The sequence below is a fragment of the Streptomyces poriticola genome, from assembly GCF_036689765.1.
GTDB lineage: Bacteria > Actinomycetota > Actinomycetes > Streptomycetales > Streptomycetaceae > Streptomyces > Streptomyces poriticola.
The window spans coordinates 214,332-230,876 of record NZ_JBAGKH010000005.1; the positions used below are offsets into that span (position 1 = coordinate 214,332).

The window sequence follows — 16,545 nt, forward strand, 5'->3', positions numbered from 1 at the left end:
GACCCGGGGGCGCACGCCGGCCACCGGACGCGCGTCCGCGTAGCCCGGTCGCCCGTCGGCGGGCCGCGGGTGCTGCGCCGCGCGGACCGGCGCGGTTCCGGTCAGCCGTGCCACGAACGCCACAGCGCCGCGTATGCGCCGTCGGCGGCGACCAGCTCCTCGTGGCTCCCGAGCTCGGTGATCCTGCCGTTCTCGACCACGGCGATCACGTCCGCGTCGTGGGCGGTGTGCAACCGGTGGGCGATCGCCACCACTGTCCGGCCGTCCAGTACCCGTCCGAGGGACCGCTCCAGATTGCGCGCCGCCCGCGGGTCGAGCAGCGACGTCGCCTCGTCCAGCACCAGGGTGTGCGGATCGGCCAGTACCAGCCGGGCCAGCGCGATCTGCTGGGCCTGGGCCGGAGTGAGCGCGAAGCCGCCGGAGCCGACCTCGGTCTCCAGGGCGCCGGCCAGCGCGCCGACCCAGCCGTCCGCGTCGACCGCGCCCAGCGCCGCCCACAGCTCGGCGTCGGTGGCGTGGGCGCGGGCGAGCCGCAGATTGTCGCGCAGGGAGCCCACGAAGACATGGTGCTCCTGGTTGACGAGGGCCACGTGGGAGCGCACCCGCTCCGCGGACATCCGGGACAGCTCGGCACCGCCCAGGGTGATCCGGCCGTCACGCGGCGCGTACACACCGGCGAGCAGCCTGCCCAGGGTGGACTTGCCGGCGCCGGACGGGCCGACCAGCGCCAGCCGGGTCCCGGGGGCGACCTCCAGGGACACCCGGTGCAGCACGTCCACGCCGTCGCGGTATCCGAAACGCACCCGGTCGGCCTGCACGTCCCGCCCCTGGGGGCTCAGCCAGATGTCGCCGGCGTCCGCCTCGATCTCCCGGACCCCGACCAGCCGAGCCAGGGACACCTGTGCCACCTGCAGCTCGTCGTACCAGCGCAGGATGAGGCCGACCGGATCGACGAGCATCTGCGCGATCAGTGCGCCCGTCGTCAGCTGACCGACGCCGATCCAGCCCTGCAGCACGAACACGCCGCCGATCATGGTGACGGAGGCCAGCACAGTCACATGGGTGACATTGATGACCGGGAAGAGAACCGACCGCAGCCACAGTGTGTAGCGCTCCCAGGCCGTCCACTCCTTGATCCGGCGGTCGGACAGCTCGATGCGGCGCGCCTCGAGGCGGTGGGCCTCGACGGTACGCCCGGCGTCCACGGACTCGGCGAGCGCGGCGGCCACGGCCGCGTAGCCTGCGGCCTCGGAGCGGTAGCCGGCGGGCGCCCGCCGGAAGTACCAGCGGCAGCCGACCACCAGCAGCGGAACGGCGAGCAGCACGGCCGGCGCCAGCGGCGGAGCGGTGACCACGAGCCCGCCGAGCAGCAGCACCGCCCACACCACGCCGATCGCCAGCTGGGGCACGGCCTCGCGCATGGCGTTGCCCAGCCGGTCGATGTCGGTGGTGATCCGGGACAGCAGGTCACCGGTGCCGGCCCGCTCCAGCACCCCCGGGGGAAGCCCGACGGACCGCACCAGGAAGTCCTCGCGCAGATCGGCCAGCATCCGCTCACCGAGCACCGCTCCGCGCATCCGCACCTCGCGCACGAATGCGGCCTGGACGACCAGCGCCAGCACGAGCAGCGTGGCGGTGAGCCCCAGATGCAGCTCCCGTGCCCCGTCGGCGACCCGTTGCACCAGCCCACCCAGCAGGTGGGGTCCTGCCATCGAGGCGACCACGGCGACGGTGTTCACGGCGACGAGCAGGAGGAACGCGCGCCGGTGCCGGCGCAGCAGCTCCGCCACGTAGGCGCGTACGGTCGCCGAAGCGCCGACGGGCAGCGTGCTCGTGCCCGCCGGGGCCGCCGGGTCGTACGGCGGTGGCGCCACGCCGATCATGCGGTCTCCTCGATCTCTTTCGACCGGTCCAGTTCGTCGTCCCGGTGCAGTACCTGCTCGGTGCCGATGACCCGCCGGCCGTCCAGGGCCCCGGCGGCCGCGGTCTCGCCGACGGTCTCGCGGGTCACCACGGACCGGTACCGGGGCTCGCGGTGCAGCAGCTCGCGGTGGGTGCCGACGGCCACCAGCTCGCCGCCGTCCACGAGGGCCACCTGGTCGGCGCGGTCCAGCAGCAGCGGCGACGAGGTGAGGACCACCGTGGTGCGCCCGGTCCGCAGGTGCCGCACACCTTCGGCGATCCGCGCCTCGGTGTGCGAGTCCACGGCGGACGTCGGTTCGTCCAGGACGAGCACCTCCGGGTCCGTGACCAGGGACCGGGCCAGTGCGAGCCGCTGGCGCTGGCCGCCCGACAGCGAGCGGCCCCGTTCGGTGATCCGCGCTTCCATCGGGTCCCCGGCCTCCGGTGAGCCCTGTGCCAGAGCGGTCAGGACGTCCTCGCACCGGGCCGCGGCCAGCGCCTCCGCAGCACCTACGGCACCGGACGCGGGCACGTCGAGCAGTTCGCGCAGCGATCCGGACAGCAGGACCGGGTCCTTGTCCTGGACCAGCACCGCGGTGCGCGCGCAGTGCTGCGGCAGTTCGTCCAGCGGCACCCCGCCCAGCTGCACCGAGGTACCCGCCTCGGCGGGATGCCCGCCCAGGCGTTCGGCCAGCCGGCCGGCGGCGTCCGGGTCGCCGCACACCACGGCCGTGAGCCGGCCGGCAGGGGCGAGCAGACCGGTGGCGGGGTCGTACAGGTCGCCGGAGGGCAGTCCTCCGTCCCGCGATCCGGCGGTGTCCGTGGCCCGCTTCAGGGACAGCACCCGGGCGGCACGCCCGGCCGAGGGCCGTGAGAAGGAGTACGCCATGGCGATCTCCTCGAAGTGCCGCAGAGGGTAGGTGAGAATCAGGACCGAGCTGTAGACGGCCACGAGTTCACCGATGCCGATGCGGCCGTCCCTCGCCAGCTGCACTCCGTGCCAGACCACCGCGAACATCAGCAGGCCCGGCAGCAGCACCTGGACAGCCGAGATCAGCGACCACATGCGGGCGCTGCGCACGGCCGCGTGACGCACCTCCTGGGAGGCCCGGCGGTAGCGGTCGAGGAACAGCTCCTCGCCGCCGATACCGCGCAGGACGCGCAGTCCGGCGACGGTGTCGGAGGCCAGTTCGGTGGCGCGGCCGGCCTTCTCGCGCTGGATGTCGGCGCGCCGGGTCGCCCGGGGGAGCAGGGGCAGCACCGCGAGGGCCAGCACCGGCAGGCCGACGGCGACCACGGCGCCGAGCGCGGGCTGGTACACGAGCAGACCGATGCAGACCAGCACGACGGTCACCGCCGCGGCGGTGAAGCGGGACACGGCCTCGACGAACCAGCCGATCTTCTCCACGTCCCCCGTGGACACGGCCACCACCTCGCCGGCTGCGACCCGCCGGGTCATGGCGGCGCCCAGTGCGGCGGCCTTGCGGGCCAGCAGCTGCTGGACGCGGGTCGCAGCGGTGATCCAGTTGGTGACCGCGGCGCGGTGCAGGAAGGTGTCGCCGAGGGCGTTGCCGGCGCAGGCCAGCACCATCAGGGCGCCGGCCAGGGCGAGCCGCCCGCCGTCGCGATCGACCACGGCCTGCACCGCGAGCCCGACGCAGAAGGGCAGCATCGCGACGGAGGCGAAGTGCAGCAGCCCCCAGGCCAGCGCCTTCAGCTGACCGCCCAGCTGGTTCCGGAAGAGCCACCACAGGAATCGGGGCCCGGAGCGCGCGTCCGGCACGCCTGGGTCGGGATACGGAAGGTCCAGGATCTGCATGACGTCCCAGTGGCTCGGATCGGGGGAACGCCGTGGAACACGGCGGCGGAAGGTTGCAAACCGTGCAAGGTTCGCTCCGCAGCGTGGTGACGGGCAACCGATTTTTCCGGAGTGGTGGCATGGCGGGGCGACGGGCCACGGAGCGGCGGGAGATGCGGCTGCGCGGCCATCGGGCGAGAGTCCTAGGGACGCTCGGGTCCGTCAGGACGCTCGGGCCTGTCAGGACGCTCGGGTCCGCCCGGCTCGACGGCGGCGCCGTCGACCAAGGTGTCCAGCAGCGCGCCGAGCGCCCCGCGCTGCGTCTCGGTGAGCGGGGCGAGGATCTCCTCGGCGGCCGAGCGCCGGGCGGCGCGCAGCTCGCGCAGGGCCGTCCGGCCGTCGTCCGTCAGTTCGATACGAATCACCCTGCGGTTGGCCGGATCCGGCACCCTGCGGACCTTCCCGGCCGCCTCCAGGCCGTCGACCAGGGTCGTCACCGCCCGCGGCACAACCTCCAGCCGGGCGGCCAGATCGGCCATGCGCGGCGGCGAGCCATAGTGGGCGAGCGTGCGCAGCAGCCGTGACTGGGCCGGGGTGATGCCCAGATCGCGCCGCTCCAGATGGCGCTTCTGGATGCGGTGCACCCGGCGGGTCAGTCGCAGCAACTGCTCCGCCAGCAGGCCGTCGTGATCGGAGGCGGTCATGCGGGAACAGTATCAGGATGTCGTTCATTGTGAGTATAGGTAACAATGAGCTACGATCCGAAAGGCCTCTCCGGCCCCACCGTCGCACCCGGTAGGAGCCCGTCGACCCCCGTAGGAGCCCATGAAGCCCGATCGCGAACCCTTCTGGCCACCGTCTCCCGAAGCGAAGGAGCAGCCCAGGCAGGTGCACCGCATCCTGCGGCTCTTCCGTCCCTACCGCGGTCGGCTCGCGGTCGTCGGCCTGCTGGTCGCCGCCGCGTCGCTGGTCTCGGTCGCCACCCCCTTCCTGCTGAAGGAGATCCTCGACGTCGCCATCCCCGAGGGGCGCACCGGTCTGCTCAGCCTCCTCGCCCTCGGCATGATCCTCGGCGCCGTGCTCACCAGTGTCTTCGGCGTGCTGCAGACCCTGATCTCCACCACCGTCGGCCAGCGCGTGATGCACGATCTGCGCACCGCGGTCTACGGCCGTCTGCAGCGCATGTCGCTCGCCTTCTTCACCCGCACCCGCACCGGCGAGATCCAGTCCCGCATCGCCGACGACATCGGCGGCATGCAGGCCACCGTCACCTCCACCGCCACCTCCCTGGTCTCCAACCTCACCGGTGTGGTCGCCACCGTCGCCGCGATGATCGCCCTCGACTGGCGGCTGACCGTCGTCACCCTCCTGCTGCTTCCGGTGTTCGTCTGGATCAGCCGCCGGGTCGGCGACGAACGCAAGAGGATCACCACCCGGCGCCAGAAGCAGATGGCCGTCATGGCCGCCACGGTCACCGAGTCGCTCTCCGTCAGCGGCATCCTGCTCGGCCGGACCATGGGCCGCTCCGACTCGCTCACCCGCACGTTCGCGGACGAGTCCGAGCGTCTGGTCGATCTGGAGGTGAGGTCCAGCATGGCCGGCCGCTGGCGCATGGCGGTCATCACCGTCGTCATGTCGGCCATGCCCGCCGTCATCTACTGGACCGCCGGTCTCGCCCTGCAGTTCGGCGGCCCGCAGGTCTCCATCGGCACACTCGTCGCCTTCGTCTCGCTCCAGCAGGGCCTGTTCCGGCCGACCGTCAGCCTGCTGTCCACCGGCGTGCAGATCCAGGCCTCGCTGGCGCTGTTCCAGCGCATCTTCGAGTACCTGGATCTGCCGATCGACATCACCGAGCCCGGCAACCCCGTCCGTCTCGACCGCGTCAAGGGTGAGATCCGCTTCGACAACGTCGGATTCCGCTACGACGGGGAGAGCGGCGCCGTCCTCGACGGCGTCGACATCACGGTGCCCCCGGGCGGCAGCCTCGCGGTCGTCGGCCCCACCGGCGCCGGCAAGTCCACGCTCGGCCATCTGGTGCCCCGCCTCTACGACGTGACGGACGGCCGGGTCACCCTCGACGGGGTCGATGTGCGCGACCTCGACTTCGGCACCCTCGCCCGTGCGGTCGGCGTCGTCTCGCAGGAGACGTACCTGTTCCACGCCTCCGTGGCCGACAACCTGCGCTTCGCCAAACCGGACGCAACCGACGAGGAACTGGTCGAGGCGGCCGGAGCGGCCCAGATCCACGACCACATCGTCTCCCTCCCCGACGGTTACGACACCGTCGTCGGCGAGCGCGGCCACCGCTTCTCCGGCGGCGAGAAGCAGCGCCTGGCCATCGCCCGCACCATCCTGCGCGACCCTCCCGTCCTCATCCTCGACGAGGCGACCAGTGCTCTGGACACCCGTACCGAGGCCGCCGTGCAGCGGGCGATCGACGCGCTGACCGCCGACCGCACCACCGTGACCATCGCGCACCGCCTGTCCACCGTCCGGGGTGCCGACCAGATCGTGGTGCTCGACTCCGGGAGGGTGGCCGAACGCGGCACCCACGAGGAGCTGCTGGAACGCAACGGGCGCTACGCGTCCCTGGTGCGGCGTGACGCCCGTCTGGAGCCGACAAAATGAACATATGCCAGGTTTATGACGATATAAGGGTTACCGTGCCCGCATGCAGACGAACACTCCGTCACGGAGCACGCAGAACACGATTCGACTGACGCGCCGGGGCCGCATCGCCCTGGTGGCGGCCGGAGCCGTCGTGGCCGGCACCGCCGTGGCGGTGCCGCTGCTGACCCTGGGCGACGAGGAGGACTCCCGCCCCGGCTCCCTGGTGATCCCCGAGGGCTGGCGCGCGAGCCAGGTCTACGCCGCCGTTGACAAGGCGCTCGCCGTGCCCCCCGGAACCACCAGGAAGTCCCTGCCCGAGGCCGAGCTCAAACTGCCCGAGGACGCCGAGGGCAACCCCGAGGGGTATCTCTACCCGGCGACGTATCCGCTGGAGGAGAAGGGGAAGCGGACCACTCCCGGGAAACTGCTCTCGGCCATGGTCGACACCGCGAACAAGAAGTTCCACGGCGCCCCGGTCGCCGCCGGAGCCCAGCGCAACGCCATGAACGTCTACCAGGCGGTCACCATCGCCAGCATCGTGCAGGCCGAGGCCGGGACCAAGGCCGAGATGGGCAAGGTGGCCCGGGTGATCTTCAACCGGCTGGAACGCGGCATGCCGCTGCAGATGGACTCCACCATCAACTACGCCCTGAACCGCACCACCCTGCACACCACCATCAAGGACACGAAGATCGACAGCCCCTACAACTCGTACCAGCGCATGGGCCTGCCGCCGACGCCGATCGACAACCCCGGCGACGACGCGCTGCGCGCCGCCGTCAACCCCGCTCCGGGCGACTGGCTGTACTTCGTCACGGTCAAGCCCGGCGACACCCGTTTCACCGCCGACTACCAGGAGCACCAACGCAACGTCGCCGAGTTCAACAAGAACCGGCGCAGCGCCTCGGCCACGTCCGGCTGACCCGACGGGGCATCACGCGGCGACCGCCCCTTTACCGGTCAGCAGCCGCCTGATGTCCCGTACCGCCGCGCGGCCCGCCCGGTTCGCGCCGATGGTGCTGGCCGACGGGCCGTAGCCGACCAGATGGATCCGCGGGTCCGCGACCGCCCGAGTCCCCTCGACACGGATGCCGCCGCCCGCCTCGCGCAGCCGCAGCGGCGCCAGATGATCCACCGCGGGCCGGAACCCGGTCGCCCACAGGATGACGTCGGCGTCCTCCTCCCGCCCGTCCGCCCACACGAGCCCGTCGTGCGTGATCCGCTGGAACATGGGCCGCCGGTCCAGGACTCCGGAGTCCAGGCCCGCCCGGATCGCGTCGTTCAGCGGCAGACCGGTCACCGACACCACGCTCCGCGGCGGCAGCCCCTGCCGCACCCGCTCCTCCACCAGTGCCACCGCGGCCCGGCCCGCCTCCGCGTCGAAGGGACCCTCGCGGAACACCGGCGGTCGCCGGGTCACCCAGGTGGTGGCGGCGGCGTACGGGGCGATCTCCAGCAGATGCTGGGTGCCCGAGGCACCCCCGCCGACCACGGTCACCCGCCGCCCGGCGAACTCCTCGGGCCCGGCGTACTGCGCGGTGTGCAACTGCCGCCCACGGAACGTCTCCTGGCCCCGGTAGCGCGGCCAGAACGGCCGGTCCCAGGTGCCGGTGGCGTTGATCAGCGCCCGCGTCGACCAGACCCCGGCCGACGTCTCCACGCGCAGGCGCTCCCCGTCCCCCTCCCGCACCGCGCGGACGTCGACCGGGCGCCGCACCCGCAGATCGAAGGCGCGCTCGTAGGCGGCGAAGTACTCCGCGACCACCTCCGCCGACGGCCGGTCCGGGTCCGCCCCGGTCGGCTCCGTCCCCGGCAGGGCGTGCATGCCGTGCACCCTGCCGAACGTCAGCGACGGCCAGCGGAACTGCCAGGCGCCGCCCGGGCCGGGGGAGCGGTCGAGCACCACGAAGCCGCGCCCGGGCTCCAGCCCGGCGCGCAGCAGGTGGTAGGCGCCGGACAGGCCCGCCTGACCCGCGCCCACGACGACGACATCGACCTCGCGTGCTGCGTTCACGGTCTCCCCAACAGCGCGACGCGGACGGATCTTCCCGGAACGGCCGCTCCCGGCGCGGGCCCCCGCCGTGCGTCAGGATGGGAACCATGCCAGATGCCTTCACCACCCGGGTCCTCGACCTCACCACCGGCTCCACGGAGCGGGTCGTCGACATCACCGGCGACTGCGCGTCCTTCCTGCGCGAGGCGGCAGCCGGCCGCGACGGCCTGCTCAACGTCTTCGTCCCGCACGCCACCGCCGGCATCGCGATCATCGAGACCGGTGCGGGCAGCGACCACGACCTGCTGACGGCCCTGCACGGCCTGCTGCCCGCCGACGACCGCTGGCAGCACCGGCACGGCAGCCCCGGCCACGGCCGCGACCACGTCCTGCCCGCGTTCGTCCCCCCGCACGCGACCCTGCCGGTGCTCGACGGGCGACTGGAGCTGGGCACATGGCAGTCGGTGTGCCTGGTGGACACCAACAAGGACAATGCCGACCGCCGGGTGCGCCTGTCGTTTCTCGGATAGCCGCCGAGAACCCGTGGCTGCAACTGCCCCGGCTCCTGGCGCGTCGTCCCCGGGTCGGCTGCCGTCGCGGACTCGGGGACCGGGATGGTGCAGTGGTCGGCGTCGTCGACCCGGGGCGTGGCGATCCGGTCCGGGGCGAGGCCGACTGTGGCCGGGCGCTCGTCGTCCTGCAGCTTCCGGGCCGTCGGCGCCGGCCGGCTCGGTGGCGCTCGTTCGGCTCCTTCGCCGTGCCGGACCTCGCGTACGACCGCAGCCGAGCTGGTCACCATCGCCATCGAGGACGGTGCCTCCTCCGTCGTGCCGGCGCTGCGGCACGGCGCCCGGTCCGTGTTCCGCATCGCCCCTGACCGCGCGGGCCCGCGCGATCATGATGCGGTGCAGGTCACCAGCTTCCGGGCCGGTTCTTTGGCCAACCGGACGAAACCGAGCCGAGCGGCGCGGTCCTACGGTTCCCCGAACGGCGATCCGGGGCCCGGGACGCCCCGACGGCGTCCTCCCGACGGCGTCGTCGTCCCCGGCTCCGGGAGAAGGGGACCTCAATGCTTCTGACACACCATCCGCCTGCCGCTCCCGAAGAGCTTCCCGCACTCGCCCAAGGGGCGGAGAGCGGATTCCTCGGGACCGTGGAGGAGAAGATCAACGCGGTCTTCGATCCGATCGCCACCGGGCTGGGCGACTTCGTCTTCGGTGAGGTGTCCCTTTTCGGGATCAGCTTCCCCTGGATCGTGGCCTGGCTCGTGCTTGCGGGCGCGGTCTTCACCCTCTACTTCGGACTGATCCAGGTACGCGGCCTCCCGGTGGCCCTGCAGATCCTCCGCGGCCGGCACAGCCGCAAGGACGATCCGGGCGAGATCACCCACTTCCAGGCGCTGACGTCGGCCGTGTCCGGGACCGTCGGCCTGGGCAACATCGCGGGAGTCGGTGTGGCCGTCACCATCGGCGGGGCGGGAGCCACGTTCTGGATGGTGCTCTGCGGCCTGCTGGGCATGTGCTCCAAGTTCGTCGAGTGCACCCTCGGCGTCCGCTACCGCGATCACCACCCGGACGGAAGCGTCTCCGGCGGTCCGATGCAGTATCTGCGCAAGGGCATCGCGGAGCGGCTGCCCGGATCAGCCGGCCGGTTCCTCGGACAGGCCCTCGCGGCGCTCGCCGCCGTCATGATCCTGCTCTTCGGGATCGGCGGCGGCAACATGTTCCAGGCCAACCAGACCGTCATCCAGATCCGCGACATCACCGGCGGGGAGGACGGTCCCCTTGCGGGCGACGGTTCGGCGCTGGTGCTGGGCGTCCTGCTCGCCCTCGTCGTCGGATTCGTCATCATCGGCGGCATCAAGTCGATCGGCCGCGTGACCAGCCGTCTGGTCCCGGCCATGGCGATCGTGTACGTTTGCGGCTGCCTGATCGTCATCCTGGCCAACTTCACTGACGTTCCGGCGGCCTTCGGCGAGATCTTCCGCGGCGCGTTCACCGGGGAGGGTGTCGTCGGCGGCACCATCGGAGCGCTGATCGTCGGCTTCACCCGTGCTGCGTTCTCCAACGAGGCGGGCCTGGGCTCCGCGCCGATCGCGCACTCGGCCGTGAAGACGCGCTACCCGGCGACCGAGGGATTGGTCGCCCTCCTCGAACCGTTCATCGATACCGTGGTCGTCTGCACCATGACCGCGTTGACCATCGTCATCGCAGACACCCAGCTCTGGGAGGACGCGAAGGCGGACTACGCCGCGAACGGCAACACCGTGGACGGCGTCACCGTCACCTCTTCGGCATTCGAGACCGTCCTGCCGTGGTTCCCCGTCATCCTCACCGTGGCAGTGGTCCTCTTCGCCGTCTCCACCATGATCACCTGGGCGTACTACGGCCAGAAGGCATGGACCCACCTCTTCGGGAGGAGCAAGCTCAGCGAGCGCGTCTACCAGTCGGTGTTCTGCACCTTCATCGTCATCGGCGCCGTTCTCACCTTCGGCAGCGTGCTGGCGTTCACCGACGCCGTGCTGTTCCTCCTCGCGCTGATCAACATCATCGGTCTCTATCTGCTCGCACCGGTCGTCAAGCGGGAACTGGCGCGGTTCCGCACGGCACTTCGCTCCGGCGAGGAGCGGGAGGACGAGCCGGAGCCGGCCGAACCCACGACATAGCGGAGGACACGGCCCGGGGCTACGGCAGGTGCGCACACGTACGCGCCGGAGCGCCCGGGTCACTTGCTGGGCGGCACCGCCATCGACCCGTTCTCCAGCAGCAGTTGCAGATGGGAGAAGAGGCACTGATGAGGATCGGTGAGATCGATCCCGCTGACCGTCTCGGCCCGCTTCAGCCGGTAGCGCAGAGTGTTCGGATGGACGTGCAGCGATCGTGCGGCCGCCCGCACGTTTCCGAGTGTCCCCAAGTACGCGAGCACCGACGGCACAAGTCCGGACTCGTGCTCGGCCTCGTAGGCGAGAAGGGCGGTGATACGGGGATCCCGCAGGCGCGGGTGCTGCTCCAGCAGTGCGAGGGCCTCGCTCAGCAGGACCTCGGAACGTACGTCGGCGATGGTGGCAACGCGCTGCCTGCCGCCGCGCAGGACGATGTCCAGTACCTGGTCCGCCTCGGCCCTCGACTGGGCGATCGCGTGCAGACCGCCGACCACCGAGCCGACGGCGGCGCGTACGTCGAGCTGCAGACGCTGGCTCGCCGCCCGCACGATCTCGCCTGCCAGCCCGCAGGCGATGCTCTCCCCGGCCTGCTCCGGAAGGCCCGGGAGCAGCATGTAGACGCGAGAGTCGGCGGTCGTGACCAGGGACCGCCGCCGGTACGCCGCCGCGTGCACGGAGATCAGGCTCGCCATGGTCGCCCTGCGCATCTCGAAGGCCGGACGGCCGGCGTCGCCGCCCGCGCCGCCTCCCGCGGTGCCCGCATCCAGGGTGAACGCCGCCACGACCGCCGGTTCGTCCGGATCGGCGCCGATGTTGTCGGCGAACGTCCGGGGGGCGAGATGCCCCTCCAGCATCCGGCGGAACAGACTCTGCTCGAACTCCAGGTCAGGCGAGGCGCCCGTACGCCGCCGGACAAGCTGCAGGGCAGCCGCCCGCGCGCCGCCGACCAGTGCGTTCTCCGCGTTGTCCGCCAGCGGTTCCCGGCCTTCCTGTACCCAGATGGAACCGAGGAGCTGCTCGTCGACCCGGATGCCGACGGCGAGGCGCCTTCTGATCCCCCGCTCCGGCCGCTCGTCGATGTGGACCACGTCGTCCCCGGCGCGCAGCCGGTCGAAGACCCCCCACTCGCGGAGCAGGGCCAGGTAGTCTGCCGGTCCCTGCCAGCCCAGGATCGACAGCCGGCGCAGTTCGTCGACCTCGTCGTCGGAACGGGAGTAGGCCAGAACGCGGTTGGCGCTGTCCTCGATGCTGACGATGCCGCCGGTGAGAGCGGCGACCGTCTGCGCGAGGGCGAACAGGTCGGCCTGCCGTCCGGCTTCCGGCACCATGACCCGGGCGTCCGCGACAACGCCCCGGGCCAGGGAGTCGAGTTGGGCCCAGCGGACCTCGGGCCGTACGCCGAGCACCACGATCCCGGTGTCCTCGGCGATGCGTTTCAGCTCGTCGAGATCCTCACCGTGCTCCGTCTTCAGGGCCACGGCCGCGGCCCCCTGGCCCGCGGCCGCGCGTGCGAGACGGTGGACCCGCCGGCCCCGTGCGCCGATGATCAGCACCAGGTCGCCACGGTAGGAGTCCGGCGCGTCGTCGGCGTCCAGGATGACGACGTCGTTGATCTCGACGTCAAGACCTCCGGGCGCGGCGACCAGCCCGATGACCGGATCGCCGAGCGCGAGCATCAGCTGCCGCACCACGGCGCCGGCCGACCTTTTTGTGTCATCCATGGTGACCACCTGTCCTGCACATGAGCGGATGTGCCAGGCGAGATCCATGCGGGAGAGACCGGGGCCGGGCCCCCTCGGCCTGGGCTTCCACACCGTGTGACCGTCGGCCACGGGGTGCGATGCCGCTCACCGTGGCATGCCGGTGGCCCCGACGGTACTCGGTGGGCACAAGCCCATACAACAGTCTGGGACGGCCTCCTCCTGTCGTGCGATCGGCCAATGCGCCCGGCAGGCTCCTGGAGACATGCACAAAGAGTCCAGGGGCGGCCCTCCGTAGGGTCGAGGGGAGCTGGTCGATCGATCTTCGAGGAGTGCCGGTGCTGGTCCCCGAACCGGGTGACGGTCTCACGAGCAGGCGGCTGCTGCTGGTCGGCGACGACGAGCTGACGGCCGCCGTCGCCGACTACGCGACGGCGTGGGGAGCACGGGTCGACCGGCTGGCAGAGCCGTCGGCACAGGCGCTCGGTGCCGCGCTGGAGCCGGACGTCGACGTCGTGGTGGTCGTCTCGCGGGAGGACATCCAGGCCCTTCGGTACGCACTGCTCGTCGAGCACGCACGCCCCGGGATACGGTTGCTGGTGACGCTGTTCGACCGGACGGTGGCCGGTGAGGTCGTGCGCTCGGTCCCCAACTGCACGGTGATCGGCATGACGGACGCCCTGGTGCCGGCCCTGCTCGGCCCCTGCGTCGCGGAGCGCCTGGTGACCCTGTGCCGCACTCCGGACGGGAAGCGGCTGGGCGTGGCGAGCACGCGGGGCGGCGCCGGGGACGATCCGGGGGACGGAGCGGACGGCGTCCCGGCCGGTCTGCGGGTGGAGTCGTCGCCCGAGGTGCGGACCGGCGCGGCGCGCAGGCTGTGGCACCGGGTGCACGCCCAGGTCAGACCGCTCGACGGAAGCACGCACGCGCTGCTCGTCGGGCTGGCGGGACTGGTCTTCGTCTTCCTGCTGGACACCGTGCTGGGCGCGCTCGTGCGGGGCGAGCCCCTCGTCGCCGCCGCCTGGCACTCGGCGATGGTCCTGACCACGGTCGACGCGGGCGGGGCGGACGGCCACGCACCGGCGTGGTACCTGATGCTGTCCACCGCGAGCCTGCTGTGCGTCCTCGGCTTCTCCGCGCTCTTCACCGCTGGTCTGGTCGACCGGATGACCTCCGGCCGGCTGACGGGCCTCGTCGGCGCGCGGGTGGTGCCCAGACGCGGTCATGTCATCGTCGTGGGGCTCGGTCAGGTGGGGCTGCGGCTCTGCCTGGAACTGCAGCGTCTCGGTATCGGGGTGGTGGCCGTGGAGCGCGACCGCCGCGCGGCCTGTGTGCCGGTGGCGAAGTCGCTCGGGATACCGGTGATGTTCGGGCGCGCGGGCGACCGTTTCCTGCTGCGGAAGCTCGCGCTGCCCCGTGCGCGGGCGATCGTCGCCGCTGCTTCGGACGTACTGGAGAACATTGCCGTGGCCGTGGCGGCCCGGGCCGTCGCCCCCGACCAGCGGATCGTGCTGCGGGCGGGCGGGGACGAGGATGTGGCGTCGGAGTCCCGGTATCTGTTCCGGATCGGCACCGTCTGCGACACCCAGCAGGTGGGCGGCTCCTACATCGCCGCCGTGGCGATGGGGCTCGAACCGCTGGCGACCTTCGCCGTCGGCACCCGTGTACATGTACTGCACCCCGATGGCCGGGTGCACGAGGCCGGCCGATGCGCCCGCATGTGCGCGCCTGGCACGCTCGTTCCGTCCGCCGCCTCCGCCGTCGCGGAGTGACCTCCGCCGTCCACCCGACCTCTCGGGTCACGTCCGCGCGCCGCGGGACGCTGCAGTCCGCTGGACCGCACGGGATGCGCGGCGAAGCCCGACCGGCCCGAGTCGGCAGGCTTCCTCGGCCCTCCGGCCACGCCTGGGCCAGGGCGGCCGCCTCCTGCCACTCCATGCCCTGCACGGCCAGGGCGCCGGCAGGAGCACGAGCGACTCGTCCCGCCCCCGCCCGACCGGACGGGGATGCAGATCTGGCCGGGAGCGACCACACCGTCCTCCCCGGCCACCGGCATCCGGGCGGCCTGCCAGGTGTTCTCCCGCAGAACCGCCCGCGCCGCGGGCAGGCTGGTCTCGCAGCGGATTCCCAGGCGCGGCCGGGGACTCGTAGCAGCCCGGGGCCGGCGTCGACCGCCCCGCCCGCGCACCGAGGCCGCCGGCGGGGCAGCCGACGGCGAGCGGCCTGACGGGCGGCGCCCGGGGCTGCGGCCTCTCGGCGGGCCGCAGCGTGTACCAGGCGCCCCAGGCCGCGATACGGGCTGCGGGTCGGGGCCGGCCGCTCCGCCGCGAGCGCCGCTCGGTACCCGGGCTGTTGTCAGTGGCTCGCCCTACTGTTCAAGGCAGTGGAACCCGCGGAAACGCCGCAGGTCCGGCCTGGGGGAGAGGTCTGCCATGTCGACGACGTATCTGGAGCTGTCGCAGGACGGTGGAGGTGCGCACAAGTTCTACGAAGTGACGGTCCAGGGACAGGTCGTGTCCGTGCGCTACGGGCGGATCGGGGCCGCCGGACAGATCCAGACGTCTACCTTCCCCACGGCGGGGAAGGCCCAGGCCGCCGCCGCCAAGAAGATCGGCGAGAAGGTGCGCAAGGGGTACGCCCCGGCCGTCCCGGGGCAGCGCCCGCCCCGCGCCGTCACCCGCAGGCAGGTGACCTCGGCGCCCTCCACGGCCCGCGCGGTCGCCCCCGTGCTGTGGCGGTTCCGCACCGGTTCCTCGGCCTTCGGCATCCACATCGACGACGAGCGCTGCTGGGTGGGCAACCAGGCGGGCGACGTCTACACCCTGGCCCACGGCGGCGAGGTCCTCGCCCGCTTCCAGCTCCCGGACGGCGTCAAGTGCCTGGTCGCCGACGACTTCTGGATCTACGCCGGCTGCGACGACGGCCGGGTCTACGACCTGTCGTCCAAACTGCCGTTCGCCGCCTACGACATCGACGCCGACGTCGACATCTTCTGGCTCGACATCCACGAGGGCGTGCTGCAAGTCGCGGACCGGGCCGGGCGGCTCACCGTCATCGACCACGAGGACGAGCACCAGTGGGCGCGCGGCGGACGCGGCGAGCACGCCTGGATGGTGCGCGCCGACGACCGCGCCGTCTACCACGGTCACTCGCGCGGAGTGACGGCCCACGCCCCGGACGGCGGCACCGAGTTGTGGCACACCCCCACCCACGGCAGTGTGCTCTTCGGCTGGCAGGAGGACGACGCGGTGTACGCGGGCACGGCGCGCCAGGTGGTCCAGCGGCTGTCGAAGGCGACCGGCGTCCTGGAGGCGACGTACCAGTGCGACAGCGCGGTGTACTCGTGCGCCACCTCGCCCGGCGGCCGGTACGTCTTCGCCGGGGACGCCGCCTCCTCGGTGTACTGCTTCGACCGGGACGGCACCCGCCTGTGGAAGCTGGGGACGGGCGGCGGATCCGCGCTGTCCATGCAGTACCGCGACGAGCGCCTCTATCTGGTCACCACGGACGGCTCTCTGGTGTGCGTGGACGCCAGTGAGGCCGCGGTCACCGCCGCCCAGCAGGGTTCCGTCCCGGTCGCCCGCGACATCAAGTTCGCCGCATCCCTGCCGACCTATGCACCGGCCACGGCCGCCGGATCAGTGGCCACCGTCACCGCGGCTCCCGCCGGATCGGTGGTCGTCGAGTGTGTGCAGGAAGGCGGCCGCACCCGGGTCCATGTGGTCACCGACGGCTACGACCCGTCGTGGAACGTGCAGTTCCCACGGGCGATACGGGAGCCGGGCGCACGGTACGTGGTCGACGCCCTGCACCCCGCGTCGGGCGGTTTCTACCGCGTCCGCGGCGACATCCGACGGCTCCAGTGACCCCTGTGCCCGGC

General features: G+C 72.2%; 11 protein-coding genes. 6 read left to right on the plus strand and 5 right to left on the minus strand.

Annotation, left to right across the window (positions count from 1 at the left end; translation table 11 throughout):
• Window positions 1-101 precede the first annotated feature (101 nt).
• The 3 genes from V5O46_RS11020 to V5O46_RS11030 all read right to left on the minus strand — a co-directional run bounded on the left by V5O46_RS11020 (window position 102) and on the right by V5O46_RS11030 (window position 4,404).
• Entirely contained in the window at window positions 102-1,883 is a 1,782-nt protein-coding gene (locus V5O46_RS11020) for an ABC transporter ATP-binding protein (RefSeq protein ID WP_332884341.1), read from the minus strand.
• Entirely contained in the window at window positions 1,880-3,721 is a 1,842-nt protein-coding gene (locus V5O46_RS11025) for an ABC transporter ATP-binding protein (protein ID WP_332884342.1), read from the minus strand. Before V5O46_RS11025 ends, V5O46_RS11020 begins: the two co-directional genes overlap by 4 nt.
• Before the next feature lie 182 nt (window positions 3,722-3,903).
• Window positions 3,904-4,404 carry a MarR family winged helix-turn-helix transcriptional regulator gene (locus V5O46_RS11030; protein ID WP_332884343.1) on the minus strand — a complete coding sequence of 167 codons (501 nt, stop codon included), beginning with the start codon at window positions 4,402-4,404 and terminating at the stop codon, window positions 3,904-3,906.
• Between the two features lie 121 nt (window positions 4,405-4,525).
• Between V5O46_RS11030 and V5O46_RS11035 the strand changes: the two genes are divergently transcribed.
• A complete protein-coding gene (locus tag V5O46_RS11035; protein WP_332884344.1) occupies window positions 4,526-6,328 on the plus strand; it encodes an ABC transporter ATP-binding protein in 1,803 nt (600 codons plus the stop codon).
• A gap of 43 nt (window positions 6,329-6,371) precedes the next feature.
• Complete coding sequence (gene mltG / locus V5O46_RS11040; RefSeq protein WP_332884345.1) at window positions 6,372-7,232, plus strand: endolytic transglycosylase MltG; 861 nt, start codon at window positions 6,372-6,374, stop codon at window positions 7,230-7,232.
• A gap of 12 nt (window positions 7,233-7,244) precedes the next feature.
• On the opposite strand, the gene V5O46_RS11045 is transcribed toward mltG, so the two are convergent.
• Window positions 7,245-8,324 (minus strand): NAD(P)-binding domain-containing protein, encoded by a 1,080-nt coding sequence (locus tag V5O46_RS11045; protein ID WP_332884346.1) that lies wholly within the window; start codon window positions 8,322-8,324, stop codon window positions 7,245-7,247.
• An 86-nt stretch (window positions 8,325-8,410) separates the two neighbouring features.
• Here V5O46_RS11045 and V5O46_RS11050 point away from each other — a divergent pair, with 86 nt between their 5' ends.
• Both V5O46_RS11050 and V5O46_RS11055 read left to right on the plus strand, forming a co-directional pair.
• A complete protein-coding gene (locus V5O46_RS11050) occupies window positions 8,411-8,833 on the plus strand; it encodes a secondary thiamine-phosphate synthase enzyme YjbQ (RefSeq protein WP_332884347.1) in 423 nt (140 codons plus the stop codon).
• A 539-nt stretch (window positions 8,834-9,372) separates the two neighbouring features.
• Window positions 9,373-10,968 (plus strand): alanine/glycine:cation symporter family protein, encoded by a 1,596-nt coding sequence (locus tag V5O46_RS11055; protein WP_332884348.1) that lies wholly within the window; start codon window positions 9,373-9,375, stop codon window positions 10,966-10,968.
• Between the two features lie 59 nt (window positions 10,969-11,027).
• Here V5O46_RS11055 and V5O46_RS11060 read toward each other — a convergent pair whose 3' ends face one another.
• Complete coding sequence (locus V5O46_RS11060; RefSeq protein ID WP_332884349.1) at window positions 11,028-12,686, minus strand: PucR family transcriptional regulator; 1,659 nt, start codon at window positions 12,684-12,686, stop codon at window positions 11,028-11,030.
• 317 nt (window positions 12,687-13,003) lie between these two features.
• Between V5O46_RS11060 and V5O46_RS11065 the strand changes: the two genes are divergently transcribed.
• Together V5O46_RS11065 and V5O46_RS11070 are read left to right on the plus strand one after the other, a co-directional pair.
• Window positions 13,004-14,437 carry an NAD-binding protein gene (locus V5O46_RS11065; protein WP_332884350.1) on the plus strand — a complete coding sequence of 478 codons (1,434 nt, stop codon included), beginning with the start codon at window positions 13,004-13,006 and terminating at the stop codon, window positions 14,435-14,437.
• Window positions 14,438-15,097: 660 nt separating this feature from the next.
• Window positions 15,098-16,531, plus strand: a complete 1,434-nt coding sequence (locus V5O46_RS11070) for a WGR domain-containing protein (protein WP_332884351.1) — start codon at window positions 15,098-15,100, stop codon at window positions 16,529-16,531.
• The last annotated feature ends 14 nt before the right edge of the window (window positions 16,532-16,545 follow it).

Excerpts from the sequence above, each read along its gene's own strand:
- V5O46_RS11020 (WP_332884341.1), bottom strand. The coding sequence starts at position 1,883 with ATGATCGGCGTGGCGCCACCGCCGTACGACCCGGCGGCCCCGGCGGGC.
- V5O46_RS11025 (WP_332884342.1), bottom strand. The coding sequence starts at position 3,721 with ATGCAGATCCTGGACCTTCCGTATCCCGACCCAGGCGTGCCGGACGCG.
- V5O46_RS11030 (WP_332884343.1), bottom strand. The coding sequence starts at position 4,404 with ATGACCGCCTCCGATCACGACGGCCTGCTGGCGGAGCAGTTGCTGCGA.
- V5O46_RS11035 (WP_332884344.1), top strand. The coding sequence starts at position 4,526 with ATGAAGCCCGATCGCGAACCCTTCTGGCCACCGTCTCCCGAAGCGAAG.
- mltG (WP_332884345.1), top strand. The coding sequence starts at position 6,372 with ATGCAGACGAACACTCCGTCACGGAGCACGCAGAACACGATTCGACTG.
- V5O46_RS11050 (WP_332884347.1), top strand. The coding sequence starts at position 8,411 with ATGCCAGATGCCTTCACCACCCGGGTCCTCGACCTCACCACCGGCTCC.
- V5O46_RS11055 (WP_332884348.1), top strand. The coding sequence starts at position 9,373 with ATGCTTCTGACACACCATCCGCCTGCCGCTCCCGAAGAGCTTCCCGCA.
- V5O46_RS11060 (WP_332884349.1), bottom strand. The coding sequence starts at position 12,686 with ATGGATGACACAAAAAGGTCGGCCGGCGCCGTGGTGCGGCAGCTGATG.
- V5O46_RS11070 (WP_332884351.1), top strand. The coding sequence starts at position 15,098 with ATGTCGACGACGTATCTGGAGCTGTCGCAGGACGGTGGAGGTGCGCAC.